This window comes from Bradyrhizobium diazoefficiens (assembly GCF_016616885.1).
GTDB lineage: Bacteria > Pseudomonadota > Alphaproteobacteria > Rhizobiales > Xanthobacteraceae > Bradyrhizobium > Bradyrhizobium diazoefficiens_F.
Genome location: NZ_CP067102.1, coordinates 7774907 through 7795786, shown reverse-complemented (window position 1 = coordinate 7795786; position 20880 = coordinate 7774907). Strand labels below are relative to the sequence as shown.

Annotated in this window: 20 protein-coding genes; 12 read left to right on the top strand and 8 right to left on the bottom strand. The window is 63.7% G+C overall.

Going from position 1 to position 20880, the window contains the following annotated elements:
- Positions 1–17 precede the first annotated feature (17 nt).
- From cobT to JJC00_RS36410, 4 genes are all read left to right on the top strand, one after another.
- On the top strand, positions 18–1922 hold the full coding sequence (cobT, locus tag JJC00_RS36425; protein ID WP_200470531.1) for a cobaltochelatase subunit CobT: 1905 nt from the start codon (positions 18–20) through the stop codon (positions 1920–1922).
- Positions 1919–3001 (top strand): esterase-like activity of phytase family protein, encoded by a 1083-nt coding sequence (locus JJC00_RS36420; RefSeq protein WP_200470530.1) that lies wholly within the window; start codon positions 1919–1921, stop codon positions 2999–3001. Before cobT ends, JJC00_RS36420 begins: the two co-directional genes overlap by 4 nt.
- 147 nt (positions 3002–3148) lie before the next feature.
- The gene (locus JJC00_RS36415; RefSeq protein WP_200470529.1) at positions 3149–4261 is read left to right on the top strand and encodes an NADH:flavin oxidoreductase/NADH oxidase; all 1113 of its coding nucleotides are present in this window, start codon (positions 3149–3151) and stop codon (positions 4259–4261) included.
- Positions 4262–4398: 137 nt separating this feature from the next.
- A complete protein-coding gene (locus JJC00_RS36410) occupies positions 4399–4806 on the top strand; it encodes a hypothetical protein (RefSeq protein WP_200470528.1) in 408 nt (135 codons plus the stop codon).
- Positions 4807–4840: 34 nt separating this feature from the next.
- On the opposite strand, the gene JJC00_RS36405 is transcribed toward JJC00_RS36410, so the two are convergent.
- The 3 genes from JJC00_RS36405 to JJC00_RS36395 all read right to left on the bottom strand — a co-directional run bounded on the left by JJC00_RS36405 (position 4841) and on the right by JJC00_RS36395 (position 7195).
- Positions 4841–5086 carry a PilZ domain-containing protein gene (locus JJC00_RS36405; RefSeq protein ID WP_164987974.1) on the bottom strand — a complete coding sequence of 82 codons (246 nt, stop codon included), beginning with the start codon at positions 5084–5086 and terminating at the stop codon, positions 4841–4843.
- Between the two features lie 191 nt (positions 5087–5277).
- Complete coding sequence (locus JJC00_RS36400; protein ID WP_200470527.1) at positions 5278–6600, bottom strand: DUF2235 domain-containing protein; 1323 nt, start codon at positions 6598–6600, stop codon at positions 5278–5280.
- Between the two features lie 226 nt (positions 6601–6826).
- Complete coding sequence (locus JJC00_RS36395; protein ID WP_200474383.1) at positions 6827–7195, bottom strand: hypothetical protein; 369 nt, start codon at positions 7193–7195, stop codon at positions 6827–6829.
- Between the two features lie 286 nt (positions 7196–7481).
- On the opposite strand from JJC00_RS36395, the gene JJC00_RS36390 reads away from it, so the two are divergent.
- The 4 genes from JJC00_RS36390 to JJC00_RS36375 all read left to right on the top strand — a co-directional run bounded on the left by JJC00_RS36390 (position 7482) and on the right by JJC00_RS36375 (position 9211).
- Entirely contained in the window at positions 7482–7748 is a 267-nt protein-coding gene (locus JJC00_RS36390; protein WP_200470526.1) for a hypothetical protein, read from the top strand.
- Complete coding sequence (locus JJC00_RS36385; RefSeq protein WP_200470525.1) at positions 7741–8037, top strand: hypothetical protein; 297 nt, start codon at positions 7741–7743, stop codon at positions 8035–8037. Before JJC00_RS36390 ends, JJC00_RS36385 begins: the two co-directional genes overlap by 8 nt.
- A gap of 89 nt (positions 8038–8126) precedes the next feature.
- Complete coding sequence (locus JJC00_RS36380) at positions 8127–8405, top strand: DUF1488 domain-containing protein (protein WP_200470524.1); 279 nt, start codon at positions 8127–8129, stop codon at positions 8403–8405.
- A gap of 125 nt (positions 8406–8530) precedes the next feature.
- On the top strand, positions 8531–9211 hold the full coding sequence (locus JJC00_RS36375; protein ID WP_200470523.1) for a hypothetical protein: 681 nt from the start codon (positions 8531–8533) through the stop codon (positions 9209–9211).
- 175 nt (positions 9212–9386) lie between these two features.
- Here JJC00_RS36375 and ftsZ read toward each other — a convergent pair whose 3' ends face one another.
- From ftsZ to JJC00_RS36360, 3 genes are all read right to left on the bottom strand, one after another.
- Complete coding sequence (ftsZ, locus tag JJC00_RS36370; RefSeq protein ID WP_200470522.1) at positions 9387–10646, bottom strand: cell division protein FtsZ; 1260 nt, start codon at positions 10644–10646, stop codon at positions 9387–9389.
- 52 nt (positions 10647–10698) lie between these two features.
- The gene (locus JJC00_RS36365; RefSeq protein ID WP_200470521.1) at positions 10699–11211 is read right to left on the bottom strand and encodes a hypothetical protein; all 513 of its coding nucleotides are present in this window, start codon (positions 11209–11211) and stop codon (positions 10699–10701) included.
- 208 nt (positions 11212–11419) lie between these two features.
- The gene (locus JJC00_RS36360) at positions 11420–11572 is read right to left on the bottom strand and encodes a hypothetical protein (protein WP_200474382.1); all 153 of its coding nucleotides are present in this window, start codon (positions 11570–11572) and stop codon (positions 11420–11422) included.
- Here JJC00_RS36360 and JJC00_RS36355 point away from each other — a divergent pair.
- Both JJC00_RS36355 and JJC00_RS36350 read left to right on the top strand, forming a co-directional pair.
- Entirely contained in the window at positions 11508–11738 is a 231-nt protein-coding gene (locus JJC00_RS36355; RefSeq protein WP_246774318.1) for a DUF1488 family protein, read from the top strand. The genes JJC00_RS36360 and JJC00_RS36355 overlap by 65 nt on opposite strands.
- 299 nt (positions 11739–12037) lie before the next feature.
- Positions 12038–13690: an RNA-directed DNA polymerase gene (locus JJC00_RS36350; protein ID WP_200470519.1), complete on the top strand. Its 1653-nt coding sequence runs from the start codon at positions 12038–12040 to the stop codon at positions 13688–13690.
- A 90-nt stretch (positions 13691–13780) separates the two neighbouring features.
- Here the strand turns inward: JJC00_RS36350 and JJC00_RS36345 are convergent, their stop codons facing one another.
- Positions 13781–14833: a trypsin-like peptidase domain-containing protein gene (locus tag JJC00_RS36345; RefSeq protein WP_200470518.1), complete on the bottom strand. Its 1053-nt coding sequence runs from the start codon at positions 14831–14833 to the stop codon at positions 13781–13783.
- Between the two features lie 212 nt (positions 14834–15045).
- A complete protein-coding gene (rpmB, locus tag JJC00_RS36340) occupies positions 15046–15357 on the bottom strand; it encodes a 50S ribosomal protein L28 (RefSeq protein ID WP_200470517.1) in 312 nt (103 codons plus the stop codon).
- Positions 15358–15964: 607 nt separating this feature from the next.
- On the opposite strand from rpmB, the gene JJC00_RS36335 reads away from it, so the two are divergent.
- Together JJC00_RS36335 and JJC00_RS36330 are read left to right on the top strand one after the other, a co-directional pair.
- Positions 15965–16774, top strand: coding sequence for a DUF3108 domain-containing protein (locus JJC00_RS36335; protein WP_200474349.1), 810 nt, complete (start codon positions 15965–15967; stop codon positions 16772–16774).
- A 714-nt stretch (positions 16775–17488) separates the two neighbouring features.
- Positions 17489–20845, top strand: coding sequence for a helicase-related protein (locus JJC00_RS36330; protein ID WP_200470516.1), 3357 nt, complete (start codon positions 17489–17491; stop codon positions 20843–20845).
- Positions 20846–20880 lie beyond the last annotated feature (35 nt).

Genomic DNA, 20880 nt, shown 5'->3' with positions numbered 1-20880 from the left:
ACGACGGTGAGATCGAGATGAGCACGCCCTCCAATTCCAAGTTCCGCAACAGCAAGGAAGCCCCGACCGAGCCGTTCAAGCGCTCGGTCGCCTCCTGCCTGAAGGCGATCGCGAAATCCCCTGAGCTTGAGGTCTCCTTCGCCGCCGAGCGTCCGGGCCTTGCGCCCGGCAAAGCCCGCTTGCCCGAACCCGCGCGAAAAATGACGAAGCGCGATGCTGCGATCGTGCGCGGCCACGCCGATTCCATCGCGCTGAAGCTCGCCTGTCACGACGCAAAGCTGCATCGGAAGCTGATGCCCGGCAATCCGCAGGCGCGCGGCGTGTTCGAGGCGGTCGAGCAGGCCCGCGTCGAGGCGATCGGCGCGCGCCGCATGGCGGGCGTCGCCAAGAATCTCAACGCGATGCTCGACGACCACTTCCATCGCGGCAAGTTCGACGAGATCACCGACCGCGCCGATGCGCCGCTGGCCGACGCGCTGGCGATGCTGGTGCGCGAACGCCTGACCGGCATGGCGCCGCCGACGGCCGCGAAGAAGATGGTCGATCTCTGGCGTCCGATCCTTGAAGACAAGATCGGCAAGCGGCTCGACCGGCTCGATGGCCTGGTCGAGGACCAGACCCGGTTTGGCGATGCCGTGCATGATCTGCTGACCGCGCTCGAGCTCGGCGACGAGCGCAGCGCCGACAGCGAGGACAATGACGACAACGACGAGAACCAGGACGGCGACAACGATCAGTCCGGCGCCGATGGCTCGCCCGATTCCGATGTCGCCCAGGAGATGAGCGCCGACCAGGCGCAGGCCTCGTCGGAAGAGATGAGCGACAGCGCGATGGAAAGCGCGCAGGCCTCGACCTCGGATACGTTCGATGACGGCGAGCTCGGCGACGACGAGACGCCGGGCGAGGCGACGCGTCCGAACGCGCATGGCAAGAACGAGCCGCGCGGACCGGAATATCACGCCTTCGCACCGAAATTCGACGAGGTCATCTCCGCCGAAGATCTCTGCGACCATGACGAGCTGGAGCGCCTGCGCGCCTATCTCGACAAGCAGCTCGCGCATCTGCAGGGCATCGTCGCCCGCCTCGCCAACCGGCTGCAGCGCCGCCTGATGGCGCAGCAGAACCGCGCCTGGGAGTTCGATCTCGAAGAGGGCATTCTGGATCCCGCGCGGCTGTCGCGCGTGGTGACCGATCCCCATCACCCGCTGTCCTTCATGCACGAGAAGGAGGCGACGTTCCGCGACACCGTGGTGACGCTGCTGCTCGACAATTCCGGCTCGATGCGCGGACGCCCGATCACGGTCGCCGCGACCTGCGCCGACATTCTCGCCCGCACGCTGGAGCGTTGCGGCGTCAAGGTCGAGATTTTGGGCTTCACCACGCGCGCCTGGAAGGGCGGGCAATCGCGTGAAGCTTGGCTGGCCGCCGGCAAGCCGGCCAATCCCGGCCGTCTCAACGATCTCCGCCACATCATCTACAAGTCGGCCGACGCCCCGTGGCGTCGTGCCCGAAAGAACCTTGGCCTGATGATGCGCGAGGGGCTGCTGAAAGAGAACATCGACGGCGAGGCGCTGGACTGGGCGCACAAGCGCCTGCTGGCGAGGGCCGAGCAGCGCAAAATCCTGATGATGATCTCGGACGGTGCGCCGGTCGACGATTCCACGCTGTCGGTCAATCCCGGCAACTATCTCGAGCGGCACCTGCGCCACATCATCGAGGAGATCGAGACCCGCTCGCCGGTCGAGCTGATCGCGATCGGCATCGGCCATGACGTGACGCGCTACTACCGCCGCGCGGTGACGATCGTGGACGCCGAAGAGCTCGGCGGTGCCATCACCGAAAAGCTCGCCGAACTCTTCAGCGAGACCAACACGGCGCCCACGCAACCGGCCAGTCGCCCGCGGCGCAAACTGCATTCGTGAGCACGCTTCCATCCCGCCGCAGCTTTCTTGCCAGTTCTCTGGGCCAAGCGGCGGCGGGATTTTCCACTCTCGCACTCCCTCGGCTCGCGCAAGCGCAGTCCGCGCCAAAGCCGGCGCGGGCCGAGCACGCCGTCACCGAGCCCGCCGGCATCGAGGTCAACGCGCGGCCGATTCCCCATTTCGAGCCGCGCGACCGCGCGCGCGTGCGCTTCGGCGCGTTGCAATATCGCAGCGGTCTGGTGTTGACCTCGCCGCATCGCGGCTTTGGCGGCCTGTCCGGCTTCCGCTTCCTCGATGACAAGGGCGCGCGTTTTCTCGCGCTGTCAGACCAGGGCACCTGGTTCACCGGCGCCATCCGCTATTCCGGCAGCAAGATGGTCGGGCTCGACGATGTTGAGGCCGCGCCGATGCTCAACAGCGAGGGCCGGCCGATCACGGAGAAGCGGCTCTGGTACGACACCGAGTCGCTCGCGCGCGACGGCTCGCTCGTCTATGTCGGGCTCGAGCGCGTCAACCAGATCATGCGCTTCGATTTCGCCAAAGGCGGCATCCGCGCCCGCGGCGAGGTGGTGCCGACGCCGCCCGCTGTGCGCAAGCTGCCTTACAACAAGGGGCTCGAGGCGCTGGTGTTCGTGCCCAGGGATATGAAGGGCCAGCCGCTCGCGGGCACGCTGATCGCCCTGTCGGAAGGCGGCTTCGATGCCGACGGCAACCTGATCGGCTTCCTGATCGGCGGTCCCACGCCCGGCCAGTTCAGCATCAAGCGCACCGACAAGCAGTTCATCAGCGACGCCGTGCTGCTGCCGTCGGGCGAGCTATTGATCCTCGAGCGCAAATTCTCCTGGTTCACCGGCATCAACATCCGCATCCGCTCGATCCCGTTGAGGACGATCGCCCCCGGCGCATTGGTCGACGGCCCCGTGCTGTTCGACGCCGATCTCGGCCACGAGGTCGACAACATGGAAGGCATCGACGCCCATGTCACGGCGGAGGGCGAGACCGTGCTGACGATGGTGTCGGACGACAATTTTTCGCTGCTCCAGCGCACCCTGCTGTTGCAGTTCACGCTGGTGGACTAGCCCCTGCTGTCGTCCAGGCCGCCCGTCAAACCCGCATTGCAATGCATGGCGCCGCGGGCCGCCATGCTGCCCGCGCAACTGGCAATTCGCGATTCGCTCACTAAACTTCATGCAATCGCTTCCATTCCTCCATCTCCGGATCTCCGCATGAGCGCCCTGTTTTCCCCGATCAAGCTGCGCGGCCTGACTTTGAAGAACCGCCTGGTGGTGTCGCCGATGTGCCAGTATTCGGCCGAAGACGGCGTTCCCACCGACTGGCACTTCACCCACATCAACAATCTCGCGCTGTCGGGCGCGGCGATGTTCTGCATCGAGGCCACCCATGTCGAGGCGATCGGCCGCATCACGCCGGGCTGCCTCGGGCTCTACAGCGATGCCTCCGAGGCTGCGCTGAAGCAGATCCTCACCTCGGTGCGGAAACATTCGAGCACGGCGATCGCGATGCAGCTCGCGCATGCGGGCCGCAAGGCATCCAGCGCGCGGCCCTGGGACGGCGGCCAGCTCATCCCGATCGATCAAGGCGGCTGGCAGACGGTGGCGCCGTCGGCGCTGCCGCACAAGGAGGGCGAGGCCGCGCCACTCGCGCTCGATGCTAGCGGTCTGAAGCGCATCCGCGAGGCGTTCGTCGACAGCGCCAAGCGCGCCGAGCGCATCGGCATCGACGCGATCGAGCTGCATGGCGCGCACGGCTATCTCATGCATCAATTCCTGTCACCGATCTCGAACAAGCGCACCGACGAATATGGCGGCTCGCTCGAAAATCGCATGCGCTTCCCGCTCGAGATCTACGACGCGGTGCGCAGCGTTTTCCCGCACGACAAGCCTGTCGGCATGCGGGTGTCGTCGACCGATTGGGTCGAGGGCGGCTGGGATCTGGCGCAGACCATCGAATTCGCGAGGGCGCTGAAGGCGCGCGGGGTCGACTGGATCGATGCCTCCTCCGGCGGCGTTTCGCCGCAGCAGAAGATCGCGCTCGGCCCCGGCTATCAGGTGCAGTTTGCGGACGCCATCAAGCGCGAGACCGGCTTGCCGACCATCGCGGTGGGCCTGATCACGGAAGGCAAGCAGGCCGAGGAGATCGTCGCATCCGGCAAGGCCGACATGGTCGCGCTCGCCCGCGGCATGCTCTACGACCCGCGCTGGGGCTGGCACGCCGCAGCCGAGATCGGCGGCGAAGTCGAAGCCCCGCCGCAATACTGGCGCTCGCAGCCCTCGACGCAGAAGGCGCTGTTCGGCAAGACCAGTTTCGGGGCGCGGTAATTTCTTTCTTCACCTCTCCCCGCTTGCGGGGAGAGGAAGTCACCGCGCACCTCACGCATCCGTAACCCTCCTCACCTTCCGCCCGCCGCAAAACTGGCCTAACCTCCGCTCATCCGGGGGCGTCACGGAGGCCGGCCATGCGGTTTCGTGTTCGCAAGACTGCCCATGTTTTCGAGCGCCTGGGCCTCGCGATGGCAGGCGCCGCGTGCGGGTTGTTCGTCGGCGCCTATGTCGGATCGGCGATCGCCTCGCTCACCACGCAGGGCTTTCTGCTGCTGATGATGCTGCTCGGCGTGATCGGCTTCTATCTCGGCATCGACACGCCGCAGCAGCCTTTCGACGACGCGCACAGCCAGATCGACGCCGCTGAACTTTTGAGCTCCGCCGGCACCCTCTGCGCCACGCTTGCAGCGCTTGCGTCAGTCGCCGTCATCGTGCTGCGGCTCGAACCGCACGACGCGCTGACCTGGCTGGTGCTGCTGGGCTGGATCGGCGGCGTCGCGATGCAGATCGTCGCGGGCGCGAAAGCGCGGATGCGGTTGTAGCTTCTGACCCTCCAGTGGAGGGTAAGCAATAATCCTAAAACACCACGCCCACGCGCGTGCCGCGCTTCCAGGCGATGCGGCAGCGCTTCTTGGTGTTGACGTGCAGCAGCTCGAACCGATCAGGAATCTTCACCTGCCCGCCGAGATCGACGCAGGCGCCTCCCGGCGAATAGTCGATCAGCGTGCAGACGATGACAGGCGCGCGCGGGTCGGTGATGATCTTGGCCTGGCGGGACACCAGGCCGGCGGGTTTCACACGGGCATGTCGGCGCGGATGCATTGGCACTCTCCTCCAATACCGCGGACAACGCGGTGGCAGGCTTCGATGATGGCGGAGCAGTTGATGCGATCCGACTAAGGTCGGCGGGACAATTTTAATGAAAAGTAGCGGCGAGTGCGGAAAGTGGCGGTAGCGGGGTGGGCTTTCGCCAGGACGACACCGGAGTTTGCGGCGCCAGCCTACCCAATCCATCACCCTGTCACGATCTCCCCCGCCTCCGCCTCAACCCCCACTCCCGGCCCCACCGGCATCGGCACCGTCACATAGTCCTTCGGCATATTCACCGGCCGATACCCGGGCTCCACCGCCATCCGCTTCAACACGCTCTCATGCACATGCGCGCCGTCGGGAATCAGCCGCAGCTCGCAATCGGGGATGTAGAAGCCGAGAAAAACCTTCCGCTCCGGCCATTCCTTGTACGTCGCGCTCTTCGGCAAAAACTCCAGCACGCGCCAGGCCACGCTCATTGAATTGTGCAGCTGGCCCGCCTTGCCGGTGAAGGCGGGCGCGACATAGCTGAACGGCGAGTTCTTGCGCTGGATGCCCCAGGCGAGCTGGTTCACGGTGCGCGGGTTGAAATTCAGCCCGGCCTTCGCCGCCTCCTCGATCATCCAGATCAGCGGGTATTTCGATTCCGCGCTCTCGGCCTCGGGAAAGCCGCCGCCGACGTCGCAATGCACGCCGGCGAACCACACCTGCAGAATGTCCTGCGGCTCTTTCTTCTCGTCGGGCACGTAGCGGTTGCGCCAATACTCCTGCGGCTCCTCATACGCCTTCAGGCGGAACATGCAGCGCCGCTCGTCGATCGCGATTGCCTGGCGGAAGATCTGAACGCTCGGATTGCGCAGCGTGAAGGCCAGCTCCTCCAGGCTCGGCCAATAGAGCCGGTCGGCGCGCGGCACGATCACGCTCGCAACCGTGTCCCACACCCCGATGAAGTGGATGGTCGGCCAGCGCGACGAGGTGATGCGCGCGAATTGCGCGGCGAGATCGAACTTGTCCTCAGGCGTAGGCCCGTCTTCGTCGAACCCTTCCTTGAGGTCCTCGATGTCGTTGCCGCGCCCGAGCCCGGAATATTGCTTGTAGGCGACGAGGCCCGAGCCTGCGAGGTTCGCCTGCTCCGGCGAGATCAGCCCGACCTTGTGGATCAGCCCCGCCAGCACCCGCACGGTATAGGCGCCGCGCGAGAAGCCGAACAGGTAGATCCTGTCGCCCGGCGCGTAATGCTCGACCAGGAAGCCATAGGCCGCCAGCACGTTGTCATCGAGCCCGTAGCCGGTGGCGAGCCCCAGCACCAGCTTGATGTTGGCTTTCCACCTGTTCCACGTCGACGGCTCCGTCACCGTGCCGACGCCGGGATCGTAAAACACCATCTGCCGCGGCGATGTCTTGTCCGTCTTGCGCAGGCAGCGATACAGCTTCAGGACGTTGGAGATGTTTTCCGAGATCTCGTTGCCGGTGCCGTCGCAGCAGATGACGAGGTTTTTCGGTTCGGATTTGCGCTCGTGCTCCACGGTGGGCCCCTCCCGGTGATGCTACCGGGGCGAGTATAGCCGAAAAGCGCGACGGGGAACCAGAAGGCTGTGAGAGTTGGGCGCGTGATCGCGCCGCAAACTCGTCATGCCCGGGCTTGTCCCGGGCATCCACGTTCTCACAATCTATCGGCACCGAAAGAACGTGGATGGCCGGGACAAGCCCGGCCATGACGGGCTGATTACGGCAAGCGTTCGTTCTTGCCCCCTACTTCTTCTTCCCCTGACCGATCTCCGGCTGCCATGCGTCCTTGCGGCTCGGGGCCGCGGCGATCACCTTGGTCTTGTCCTTCTTCGGCTTCTTGGCTTCGCGATTGCTACGTTGCTGTCCCTTGGCCATGGCGTCGGTCTCCTCTTGAGATCTGTCTTGAGCTTTGTCTTGCGGTTTGAGTTCGTCCAGTTCGTCCGATTGCAGCACGCGTCCGCGCGGCGTGCAGACGCGCACGTCCATGAAGCCGTCACGCAGCAGCTTTCGTGCCAGCCGCAGCGCGACGGTCGCGTTGCCGCGGCCGTGATTGGTGCTGCCATATTCACCGGTCGCCCAGACGAGATAGGGCACGCGGATCGGCCGGGCCATCGCATGCTCCCGAGCACGATGAAGGCGTGCTCTTCGTGACTGGTTTCTCGGCGGGAGCGCACATGACCCTCAGTCACCGGTCGATGCCGTAGCGAAAGTCGCGGTGATGCAGGCGAGCGTACGCCTGCGTCACATCAATAGCGAGGACTAAAACGTGCACGTAGCCTGCGGCCTCGGCGCGCGCCGCCCGCGACAAGGATAGTGCTGGCTATTGCAGCGCGACAAGCGCATGGTCGCGATCGCTGGCGTCGGTTGGGGCCGCTCTCGAGAGGCAAGGCAGGCGTGCATGACCATCCGTTCGCGGCGCGAAACCGTCACCTTCCGCCATCCGTTCCGCATCCACGGCATCGATCGATTGCTGCCCGCGGGCGCCTATCCCGTCATTGCCGACGAGGAGACGATCGAGAGCGAGACCTTCTCGGCCTGGCGCCGTGTCGGCACCTCGATCATCGTGCCCGTGGAGGGCGTGCTCGGTTCGGTCGAGATGCTGTCGATCCGCGCGCCCGACCTGGCGGACGCGATAGCGTCCGACGCGAGCGTCGCCAATGACTGACCATACCGTCGATCTCGACAAGCACCGCGGCATGGCCGCGCAGAAGGCCACCGATCTGCGCCGCGCGCTGGCCGAGGTCGAGACCAATCTCAAGGAGCTGCGCGAGCGCGAGACCGCGCTGGAGAACCAGCTGCTCACCGTGCCCGCATCGTCGTGGCCGGAAGCGGCCGCGAAGGCGCGCTATCTGCTCAACATCTACGCCGCGAGCCTGCCCTCCGAGGACACGCGGCACCGCGCGCTGGTGGCCGCCCTGTTCGACGATTTCGCCAGGCTCAGCGGCGACAGCTGAGGCAAGCCGCGGTCGCAAGGAACGTGCATGCGCGCCGGGCGTTTCGGGTCAAGCGTTGCGAGCCAAGAGCCGGTAAAAGGAGTACGCACATGACCCTCACCAGCGGCCGCTTTGTCGGCCACGAACAGGACCGGGGGATCGTCCAGTTCTCGATGCAGGACGGCGCGAGGGAGATTCCTTGCGCGATCTCGACCTCCGCCATGGACGATCTCGAACGCGGCCCGCGCGCGCGGCCGAACGAGCGCGAAGCCCAGTTCATCCGCCTGCGCGAGCGCATCGAAGCCTGCGCGGGACGCAAATATCAGGCAACGGAGTTCGAGGGCACCCCGCCGGGGATCGTGCTGCGGAGCATTGATTTTCGCGGGTAGGGGAGAGGCTGCCTTGTCGAAGGTGACTCGGCACGCCGGCATGATGCCCCGTGGCAGCATCGGTTGTTGACATTAACCATCTGTTAACCATGCGGTCGCTTAATGTTGGCGATGGGGGGATCACCATGCCGGCCCATGTGACGCGACCGAAGTTGATGCCTGTTTCGGCCGATCCGGCCATCCGGTCGGTGGTGAGGCTGGCGGTACGCGCCAGGGCCGTCCTACAGCGCAAAACGCCTGTCCTACGGAGCAAAGCCATGTTCGGAAAGGACGACTTAGTGGACCATCTCAGCCGCGATCTCGATCGCGCGCGCGGAAGACGCGATGCACTCGCTTCCGAAGCCACGACCCTGACGGCCCAGATCGCCGAAATCGAAGCCCGCCTTTCGGAGGAGAAGAAAAGGCGGGAGCGTGAGCGCGTCCTCGGCGAGATCGAAGCGATCAAGACGCGAATCATGCAAGCCGCCGGCGCGTTTGCACCTGTCGTCGACGGTCTCTCCAGGGCGATCGAGCAGGCTACGGCAGTCGTGCCCGAGGCGCGCGAGCTCAATAGTTTCCTGGTGTCGGTGGCGAGCGAGATCGACAGCGTGCTCGATCCCCTGTTGCGCGAACTGGATCAGCGCGCCGATGCGGTGCGAGCAGGACAGGCAGTGCCGGACCTGCCGTGTTCGGCCAATGAAGCCCCGCCCGTCGAGCTGCCGAACGACACCAACGAGCGCCTGCTTCGCTTCCCGGCGTGGCTGTCCCGTGACAAGGAGGCGGACAAGAAGGAAACCGCAGAGAGCCCGCGCAGCACGGCAGCGTGAAGCATCGGCGCGCCGCGCAGTTGCGCCGTCATTCCGGGGCGCGCCTCTTGGCGCGAACCCGGAATCCATTCCTCAACGGTCCCTGCGGCTAAATGGATCCTCAGATGCGCAATTGCGCATCATAGCTCGCGACTTTGTCGCGCCCCGGGATGACGAGCCGTTGTTGGGCCACCGCTCAGTTGGCGGCGCGGCGCAGGAAGGCCGGGATATCGAGAAGGGCCTCGTCGGGCGCATTGCGCGCAGGCGCGCGGCCGGAGGGATGGAGCGGCTGGATCGCCGCGTGGCGCGCATAGTCCAGGCCCGGCCTTGCCGGTGGCCCCACGGGGTGATGCGGCTGCGGGCGGAGCGGCGGGCTTTCCACCTGCGGAAGGGGTGCGCTGCGCTCGATGCGATCGGCGATGCGCCGGCCGTCATTGCGCAGCCTTCCGGCGAGTTGGGCGAGGGCGGTTTCCACCGGCTGGGCCTGCGCCTCCGCGTCGAGATTGTCGATGCCGGTCGCCACCACCGAGACGCGGACGATGCCTTCGAGGCTTTCGTCAAAGGACGCGCCGACGATGATGTTGGCATCCGGGTCGGCCTCGTCGCGAATGCGGGTTGCGGCTTCGTCGACCTCGTACAGCATGAGATCCTTGCCGCCGGTGATGGAGATGATGAGGCCGCTGGCGCGCTTGATCGAGGGATTCTCGATCAACGGATTGGAGATCGCGGCCACGGCGGCGGCGAGCACGCGCTTCTCGCCCGAAGCCTCGCCCCGTCCCATCATCGCCTTGCCCTTCTCCTTCATGACGGAGAGGACGTCGGCAAAATCGAGATTGATCAGGCCTTCCTTGACGATGAGGTCGCTGATGCAGGCGACGCCCGAATAGAGCACCTGGTCGGCAAGGGCGAAGGCATCGGCGAATGTGGTCTTCTCGCTGGCCACGCGGAACAGGTTCTGGTTCGGGATGATCAAGAGGGTATCGACCGTCTTCAGCAGTTCCTCGATGCCGGCTTCGGCAACGCGCATGCGGCGCTGGCCCTCGAAGTAGAACGGCTTGGTGACCACGCCGATGGTGAGAATCCCGAGCTCGCGCGCGATCCTGGCGACGACGGGTGCGGCCCCGGTGCCGGTGCCGCCGCCCATGCCGGCCGTCACGAACACCATGTGCGCGCCGGTCAACTGATCGCGGATCGTATCGATCGCCTCTTCGGCCGCGGCGCGTCCCAGTTCCGGCTGCGAGCCGGCGCCGAGGCCCGCGGTCACCTTCGTGCCGAGCTGGATGAGTCGCGCCGCCTTCGACATGGCTAGCGCCTGCGCGTCGGTATTGGCGACGACGAATTCGACCCCCTGTAGCCCGGCGGTGATCATGTTGTTCACGGCATTGCCGCCGGCGCCGCCGACGCCGAACACGACGATGCGGGCCTTCATTTCATGGATATCGATATTCCCAGCCATTTTTCCCTCACGATTAGTCCGGCAAGCCGGGGATTAAAGAAAGTCTCGAGTGCTATCTGCGGGCCGCGCGGTCTGCTTGCACGATCGAAGCGGCCAGATGTCCTAAGCGAAGCGCGGCGCGTCCCGCGAGCGAGCCGCCAGGGCGGCGATCGGCCCGCAGCGCCGCCATCTCGTTTTCCAGTCGTGCCGCCCACGCATTGGCGGCCGTGGCCTCGACGCTCGCCTGCTGCAGCTCGACGGCGAGGCGCTCGGCGCGCTCTCGCTCGCGCTCGAACACTTGCCTGTAGGCGGTTGCGACGTCTTCGAGCCGCGTGATCTCCGCCTTGAAGGCCCCGATCTTGATGGCCTCGATCCTTGCCATGGAGACATCGACGGGGTCTGCCCGGCGGCTCTTTCGGGGGCGGGGCGTGTACCGGAGCGCGGAGAGATCAACGCTCACCAGGGCCTTGCCGTCCTCCGAGCGCGAGCGCGGCAGGCGGCGACGTCTCGCCAGCGACCGCGCGGCCTCGCGCGAGATATCGAGGCGGGCACCCAGATCGGCATACGTCAACAACGCAACAGGCATCGGCGCTTCTCCTGGAGCGAACCGGGAAGGCATTTCGGGCTAATGATGGCTGGACGATTGCCGCAGGCTAGGCTGCGTTGGTTAATGCATGGTTAACACGCGCGCGATGCTGTTTACCGGTGCCGTCACCGTGCCGACCCCGGTATCGCTGAGCACCATCTGTCGCGGGGCGCTCGCGCGGGGGGGCCTGGCTTCCGCCAGAACGACGTCAGGCGATCATCGCGCAACCCGCGTAACAGGAGTACCCCACGACTCTCACCAGCGGCCGCTTCATCGGCCACGAACAGAACCGCGGCATCGTCCAGCTCTCGATGCAGGACGGCGCGAACGAAATCCCCTGCGCGATCTCGACCTCCGCCATGGACGATCTCGAACGCGGCCCGCAAACCCGCCCTAGCGAGCGCGAAGCCCAGTTCACCCGCCTGCGCGACCGCATCGAAGCGCGCGCCGCGAGCAAGTACCGCGCGACCGAGTTCGAAGGCACGCCGCCGGGGATCGTGCTGCGGAGTATTGATTTTCGGGGGTAGGGGGAGCGGGCTATTGCGGCTGCGTCTTGTACGTCTTGCGCAGGCAGCGATAGAGCTTCAGGACGGTGGAGATGTTCTCGCTGGTTCGTTTCCGACGCCAGATGACAAGGTTTTTCGGCGCAGACCTTGCGCCCGTGCTCCACAGTACGCCCCTCCCGTGATGCTGCCGGAGCGAGTTGGCGGAAAATCCAAAATTGAGTGGAGCAGATGGATGGATTGCTCGTTCGATATAGAATCGACATGTTCGGAGCTATGTGGGACATTCATTCACAAAATGGCGGATCACAGCAAGATAAGCTATGGCGGAAAACGGTCAAAAAAAGACTGAGCAATCGTTCGGCTTGGATCCAAAGTTGTTGGGGCAGCTAGATTGGGATCGAGCTCTAAAACGAGTCATCCACGATCTCCGATCTGACTTTATCTGGTCACCCCATCTGCGATTCCTATACAAGCATGCTGGGGACGACCTCGTAAAATTACTTCAGGCCGAGTTGAAGAACGGGACATTTCATCCAGGGATTCCATTGACCATTGAGGTTCCGAAATTCTTTCGGATCAGGATCGGTGGCCCAAATTCACAGCGTTTGGGTCCTGCCTTTAGCCGGCCTGGCAGTATATTGCCGCCCATAGATCGCTTGCTTTACCAAGTGATAGCTGACGAGGCTGCTCCAATAATTGAAGCCAATATCGATGCGACACGCTCCTTCAGTCATCGTCTAGCTGCGAAGGATGAGGAGGGAATGTTTCTTCCAACGCGGAAGTGCTGGAGTGAATTGCAAAAAGCCTTGAGACTTCATGCGACGGAAAGCCAGACGAAGTACATTTTGCGCTTGGATGTTGCGGACTATTTCGGTTCGATCAATCAGCACACGCTCATCAACACTCTGCAAGGTTATGGTTTCGATGGTCGTCTGTCAGATCGCCTGGAGAAGATTCTCCTTAGTTATACGGGCCAACGAAGCTCACGCGGGATTCTCCAGGGGATCTATCCGTCAGATCTGTTCGGCTCTTGTTATATGTCATCGGTAGATCGTTTCTTCGATGATATGGGTCTGCTTTCGGCGCGATACGTTGATGACATGTACATTTTCGCAGAAAGCGTCGATCAGGCGGATCATGTACTAAGAAAACTTATTCCATTTTTGCGATCTTACGATCTGCATCTAAATGAAGTTAAGTCGATCGTAATGCCCAAGTCGTCTCTCTTTGCGGAGGAGCCCGATCTGGAGCTACTATTTTCCCGTGCTGTCGAAGAAATCTCTGATCAGCTCGAGCAGGGGGGCTCTGATACCGATTATGGATTTCAACGAGAGTGGGATGACGAGAGCGACGAAGAAGATGAAGGTGACAAAGCTAAGGAGCTTGAGTTAAAGGCGACCCAAGCTTTGTTCGCATCTATCAAAGACTTTCCTGGCCAAGAAGAAGTGATTGAGCGCTTCTGTCTCCCCCTTTTTACGAAGGCTGAAAGCGACTTCGCTGTTGACTACGTTCTAGAGCAGTTGGCGCGCCGTCCTTCAATGATGCAAATCTACGCCGCATATCTAGGGAAATTTGTAGATGGTAGTGAAGCCATTCAAAGCGCTCTAGTCGAAAGTCTTGGCGACGAGGGTTTCTTCGATTGGCAAAAGATGTGGGTTTTGGCAACTCTTCTGCAGGGGCGAGGCGCTAGCTCACTTGCTGTAAAGGTGGCGATGTCGTTGCTTCAGGATGCAAATCGCCATGATGGCCTTCGTGCCGTTGCCGCCATACTGGTCGGTAGGTTTGGAGATCACGACCGAAGAAAAGCGCTGTTTGAGATTTACAAGGGCGTTTCCGAATACGTGCAGCTCGCGATTTACTTTGCTTCTCGATCTTGGCCTTCAGTTGAACGCAAGAACGCGCGTGATAGTTGGGGTGGCCATGGGCGGCTGCACAAGCTTATGTCAAAGGCAATGGTGAGCCCAACACTCTGAGTTTGGACCAGCTTTGACTGCGCGAGTGCAGTAAGCTTTCACAGCCCGTTCCGTTGTTCGAGCTATTGTCCATGAGAGTAGTTAGGCAGATCAAGCTCCTGCGATGCTGATTTGCGGCATGCCATGTTCCCCCTCTCTGATTAAGTCGGTCAAAGTCTTACCGCTAAGCGGCCTGATGGGGATCGACAGTGAGTGCCCAAGCATGGAGCCATATCCGTGTTTGATAGGTCCGCCCTCACCCTCCCAACCGCTGCTGACTACTCCATGAACATACATGTGCTCGTCGTCAAAGACTGGGCTGCCACTCATTCCGCCGGGCAGCTTAAGTGCAGCAGCAAAGCAAGCTCCGGGAGTGCGCACTACTCTTTCAGATAGATTATTGGGGAAGTGCTCAAGAACATATCCGGAAGCGACGTGTAGATTAAAGCGGATGTCGCCAATCCTCGCTCCGACTTGATTCTCTTCAAAAGCGACGTCTTGCATTCCAGCGTAACCAATTGCGGTTGCCCGCTTCCCAATCGCCAATCCCAATCCTCGAATCCCTTGCTGGATGATGGAAAGAGGTTGGTAGAACGATGCTGTTGTCGATTGGCGTGCTTTACAGATGGCAATATCGGTCGTTAGCTTCAGGCTCGTGTTCGGAATCGGGAGCGGGTGCTCCGCTCGCTGTGCTAAGAATGAGGCCCACTCGATGGGCCTAAAGATCCAGCCCTCGGGCTCAAAAATTGGATTTGTGCTCGTAAGAACGCCGACCTCGAGTTCGTCGAAAGCCCACGTCATTTCTTCAATCTCGCGGGCTCCTCCATAACTACGCTCAATTGGATCGATGATTACGTGCGCCGCAGTTATGAACAGACCACTGGCACTTACAAAAAATCCAGTGCCAAGGCACCGGATTAGTCGCTCGCCTCTTACTACCGCAACAACGGGGACAAGGGATTGCCCAAGCGTTGCGAGGACCGTGCTTACGTAGTTTGGCTGAGCGTGCAGCAGATCATTCTGAATTTGGAAGAAGTCGCTCGCATCTTGCGCTCGCCCAGCAAGCGGAACGACTGCCAAATGCTGGATTCCATAGCGTCCGTCGTTGCCCCGACCGTAGAGCGGTTTCAGGATCGATAGAGCTTTTGGAGGGTCGCGCTGCATCGGTAGAATCGAAGGCCCGCGAGGTTCATGTGTGCGACGATTATCAGATTCGCTGTTGTCTGAGCAGTGCGGACCGGTCGGAGAAACTCGCGCTGCCGCACCACAAAACAAAAAACGGCCGGATCTTTCGATCCGGCCGCAACGCAGAACTCTACTTGGCTAAGCCTACGCCACGCGACGCAACTTAGCCCCCGCCCGATTGCAAAATTCGCTTAGCTGGCCTTCTTGACCGGCGCAGGCGTCGGGCCGACCTTCTTCTGGATGGCGCGCTTCAGCTCGAGGGCACGCGGCGACAGATTGTCGGCCTTGGCCTTGATCAGGAAGGCGTCGAGGCCGCCATTGTGGTCGACGCTCTTGACCGCGTTGGTCGAGACGCGCAGGCGCACGTTGCGCTCCAGGGCTTCGCTGATGAACGTCACGTTGACGAGGTTCGGCAGGAAGCGGCGCTTGGTCTTGATGTTGGAGTGGCTGACCTTGTGGCCGACGAGGGGACCCTTGGCCGTCAGTTCGCAGCGGCGAGACATGTCACAAATCCTTCGTTCTAAGCCCCCAACGAGTTGCGGCCGCCATTCGGGGCGCCACGGGGGCAAATTCTCTGTCCTTGCAGGGAGCGGGCGGACGTATAGGGGGAAGGGGCGGGTAGTCAAGGATTTGGGCGGGGATTTGGAGCCGCCCGGTGCGCTCCCCCCCGCCTACGGGGAGGGTTGGGGAGAGGGTGCCTCCACGCTGGGACAGATGCTAGCACGGTTGGTGCCCCCTAGAGGAGAAAGCCCTCACCCGCGCTTTGCATAGCCGAGGCTTCGCCTCGGCGTCCTATAAAGGGACGGCCGCCGAAGGCGGCCTATGCTCTCCCGCAAGCGGGAGAGGTGTCGGAGCCCGGGGGCGAAGACATGGGCCGATCACCAAAATGGCAATGTTTAAAGCGTCTTACCATCACATAAAGGGCGTATTCACCGCCGAAAGAGTCTGGTGAGTTCCCGGCTCTTAGCGCCCGGATGCATTGCTTGTGGCCGTAACAGGCTTAAGTAACAGACACTCGCTTCCCGATTGGATCGTCTCGTGCACACGTCACCCCTCCTTCCGCCCCGGCTGCGCTCGGCCGGCCGGCTGGCCGTTGTCGTCCGGCTGGCGCTGGCCGCTGTTGGCGGGCTGGTGCTGGCGTGGGCGGCGGAGCCTGCGGCGGCGCAGGGCAAGCTCGAGGCGCAGTATGAGGCGACGCTATCAGGCATTCCGGTCGGCCGTGGCGCCTGGAACATCGATATCCAGGACGACGTGTTTTCCGCCGCCGCCTCCGGTGGCACCACAGGCATTTTGAAGTCGTTCGCGGGCGGGTCCGGCACCGGCGCCTCGCAGGGGCGCATCGTCAATGGCGCGCTGGTCGCGTCGGCCTACCAGGCCTCCACCACCACCTCGAAGAAGACCGAAGAGATCCACATCACCCTCGACAAGGGCAATGTGAAGGAGTTCGGCATCATTCCGGAACCGCCTGTCGATGCCGACCGCATCGTGGTGACGGACGCCCATCGCCGCGGCGTGTTCGATCCGATGACGGCCTCACTGGTGCGCGTGCCAGGCACCGGCGATCCGCTGTCGCCGGAGGCCTGCCATGGCAGCGCGCCCGTGTTCGACGGCCGCATGCGCTACGAGCTCAAGCTCGATTTCAAGCGCATGGAGACGGTGAAGGCCGAGAAGGGCTATCGCGGCCCGGTCGTGGTCTGCGCGCTCTATTTCGTGCCGATCGCCGGCTACATCCCCGATCGCCCCGTGATCAAATACCTCGCCGCCCAGCGCAACATCGAAATCGCCTTCGCGCCGGTCGCCGGCACGCGGATTCTGGTTCCGTTCTGGCTGAAAGTGCCGACGCCACTGGGGCCGGCCATGCTGGAAGCGACCAGCTTCATCACCACCGCCCAGCCGCCAAGAGTGGCGAAGACGCAGTAAAGTCTGAGGCCGCGTACTCCCCTCTCAGACCGTCATCCTGAGGTGGCCGCCTCTTCGGCGGCCCTCGAAGGACGACAGCCCGGCTGTTCCCGCGAGGACATCAGCGCCTGCCCCTCAGCCGGGCCGTCCATCCTTCGAGGCTCCCGGCGCGATGCTACGCACCGCACCACTCGCACCTCCAGCGACAATGGCTTTTGCCATTGCGCGGGGACGACGGGCGAGCGAGATTCGGCTGGCTGCGGCCTCCTTAGTGATATCAATGACTTAGCTACTGTGCATGGGGTTGTTTTCGCGAAATGGGCTGAGCGGGCCTCCGCTTCCCGGAATCCATTTGACTCCTCGCCGATTCTGATTCGACTCCGCGCCATCCCCAACTTAAGGAAATCGGGCACCAAATCGTCGCTTGTGCGACAGCCCAAAACTCCATCTAGTGCGATGGAAACAAGAGCCCCGCGACATGTTGCGTGAACGTAACAGGACTCACCAGGGAGTCAGCGATTCGGCCGCGATTCGTTCTAGAGTCGTTCCGAAGCTTAAGGACACAGGGAAAAGCGTCGCAAAGTGAGACAGTTGCGCGAGGTTTGGGGAAGCGTCACCGCGTTCTCCGCTGTCATGCCGGGCGATGACAGTTGTGCGTGTGGCGAGCGATCCGCACCGCACCGCCCCAAACAGCACTGACATTCGCCCCAATCGCCATTACCTAATCATTCAGACATGGCCTTTTCTCCCTCCCCCTTCGCGTCCGAGCGCGCGCTTTCCAATCGCGTTCCTGGCGCTGGCGTCACGGCGGTGCTCGGGCCGACCAACACCGGCAAGACCCATCTCGCCATCGAACGGATGCTCGCGCATTCCTCGGGCATGATCGGCCTGCCGCTGCGGCTGTTGGCGCGCGAGGTCTATAACAAGATCGTCGGGCGCGTCGGGCCAGAGGCCGTGGCGCTGATCACCGGCGAGGAGAAGATCAAGCCGAAGAACCCGCGCTATTGGGTCTCGACGGTCGAGGCGATGCCGCGCGACCTCGACGTCTCCTTCCTTGCCGTCGACGAGATCCAGATCGCGTCCGATCTGGAACGCGGCCACGTCTTCACCGACCGCATCCTCAACCGCCGCGGCCGCGACGAGACGCTGCTGCTGGGTGCAGCCACCATGCGCCCGATCATCGAGCGGCTGTTGCCCGGCGTCTCCATGATCACCCGTCCCAGGCTGTCGCAGCTGGAATTCGCCGGCGACCGCAAGATCACGCGCCAGCCGCGCCGGACCGCGATTGTCGCGTTCTCGGCCGACGAGGTCTACGCCATCGCCGAGTTGGTCAAGCGGCAGCATGGCGGCGCTGCCGTGGTGCTGGGATCGCTCAGCCCGCGCACGCGCAATGCGCAGGTCGAGATGTTCCAGAACGGCGACGTCGACTATCTCGTCGCCACCGACGCCGTCGGCATGGGCCTCAATCTCGACGTCGACCACGTCGCCTTTGCCTCCGATCGCAAGTTCGACGGCTACCAGTTCCGCCGGCTGACGCCGGCCGAGTTCGCCCAGATCGCCGGGCGTGCGGGGCGCGCCACGCGCAACGGCACGTTTGGGACGACGGGGCGCTGCGGCCCGTTCGAGCCGGAGCTGGTGAACGCGCTCCAGAACCACATCTTCGACCCCGTGAAGATGCTGCAATGGCGCAACTCGAAGCTGGATTTCTCCTCCCTCGGCGCGCTCCAGGTTTCGCTGAACCTGTCCCCCGGCCATGAGACGCTGACGCGCGCGCCGATCGCCGAGGACATGCGCGTGCTCGACCACGCCGCCCGCGACGTCGAGGTGCGCGATATCGCGCATGGCAATGCCGCCGTGGAGCGTCTCTGGGAGGCCTGCCAGGTCCCGGACTACCGAAAGCTGTCGCCTGCCGCCCATGCCGAGCTTGTCACCACCCTTTACGGCTTTCTGATGCAGAAGGGCTGCATCCCCGATTCCTGGTTTGCCGCCCAGGTCGACCAGGCCGACCGCGTCGACGGCGACATCGACACGCTGTCGGCCCGGATCGCGCAGATTCGCACCTGGACCTTCGTCGCCAACCGCCCGGACTGGCTGAAAGACCCCGAACGCTGGCAGGGGATCGCCCGCGAGGTCGAAAATAAATTATCGGATGCGCTCCATGAACGCTTGACTGAGCGTTTCGTTGATCGCCGGACCAGTGTATTGATGCGCCGCCTGCGGGAGAACACGAGCTTGAATACGGAAATCGGCAAGACCGGCGAAGTCATCGTCGAAGGCCATGTCATCGGCCGCCTCGATGGCTTCACCTTTGCACCGGATGCGGCGGAAGCCGGCTCCGATGCGAAAGCCTTGCAGGCTGCCGCGCAAGCGGTGCTCGCCGGCGAGATCAATACGCGTGCCGAAAGGCTGGGCAACGCACCGGACGATCAGTTCGTGCTGACCTCGGACGGCACCATTCGCTGGACCGGTGACGCGGTGGCGCGGCTGACCGCCGCAGAGGAGGCGCTGCATCCGCGCATCCGCATCATCTCGGATGAGCGGCTGACCGGTAGCCCCCGTGAGAAGGTGCAGGCGCGGCTCGACCTCTGGCTCAAGACGCATATCGAGAAGCTGCTTGGGCCGATGTTCGAGCTATCCAAGGCCGAGGACGTCACCGGCATTGCCCGCGGCATCGCCTATCAGCTGGTCGAGGCGCTCGGCGTCTTGGAACGGCCGAAGATTGCCAACGAGCTGAAGGATCTCGACCAGCCCTCGCGCGCGACCTTGCGCAAATACGGCGTCCGCTTCGGCGCCTATCACATCTATTTCCCCGGCATCCTGAAGCCCGCCGCGCGTGCGCTGGCAGCCCTGCTGTGGGCGCTGAAGCAGGACAATGTCGATCTGTCGGCGCTCTCAGGCGCGCAGCATCTGGCATCATCGGGCCGCACCTCGTTCCCGGTCGACAAGAGTTTGCCGCGCGATGCCTATCGCGTGCTCGGCTACAAGCAGGCCGGCGAGCGCGCCGTCCGCGTCGACATCCTGGAGCGCCTGGCCGATTTGATTCGCCCGGCGCTGGCCTGGCGCGACAACGCGCCCGGCGAAAAGCCCGCCGGCGCGTTCGACGGCCGCGGCTTTGTGGTGACGCAGGCGATGACCTCGCTCACCGGTTCCGCCGGCGAGGATTTCGCCTCGGTGCTGCGCGCGCTCGGCTATCGCATGGAGAAGCGTGCGCCGTTGCCGCCGAAGCCGGTCGCGCCTGCTGCGGAGACGCCGGCGGCTGAAGCTGCTGCCGAGGAGGCCGCTGCGCCCGCAGATGCCGCGATCGAAGCCGTCACCGTCGAAGACGCGCCCGGCATGGAGCAGCACGACGAGCCCGCGGACGAAGAGCCGGTGCTCGAAGCCTCGCCCGAAGCGCCCGTCACCCCGGAAGATGCCCCCGGCATCGCACCGCCGGCGGAAGAAGCTGCTGCACCCGCAGAGGCCGCCGCTGAAATTGCTCCCGCCGAAATCGCTGCAACGGAAGCTGCTGCATCACCCGATGCTGCTGCGCCTGTTGAAGCAGCGGCGACACCCGCCGAGCCGGAGCTCGTCGAAGTCTGGCGTCCCGGCGGCCGTCACGAGGATCGCAAGCCGCGCCACGAGCGCCATCGCCATCAGCGCCACAACAACCAGCGTCCGCAGGCCGGTGCTGAAGTTGCGGCGGCCGCGCCTGGCGAAGCAGCCGAAGGCGCGAAGCCTGGCGAGCGTCATCGTCATGGTGGTCATCGCAGGGACGGCGGCAGGGATTTCCGCAAGCCGCGCGAAGGTGGCGGCGAGGGCGCGCCGCGCCAGGAGGGGCGCGACGACAGGAATCGCAGCTTCCAGGGCAAGGACCGCGACAACAAGGATCGCGATCGCAATCGCGACAATAAGAAGTTCGGCGGCGATCGCGACAAGGGCCGCGATAATCGTGGCCGCGACCGCGACAAGGGCCGTGACCGCCAGGGCGGTCCGTCGCTGCGTCCCTACGCCTCGAGCGCGAACCCGCGCGAGCGCGACCGTCCGGTCGACCCGAACTCGCCTTTCGCAAAGCTCGCCGCGCTGAAAGAGCAGCTCGCCGGTCGCAAGGAGTGATGCCACGACCGAGCGGCAGCGCCTCGACAAATGGC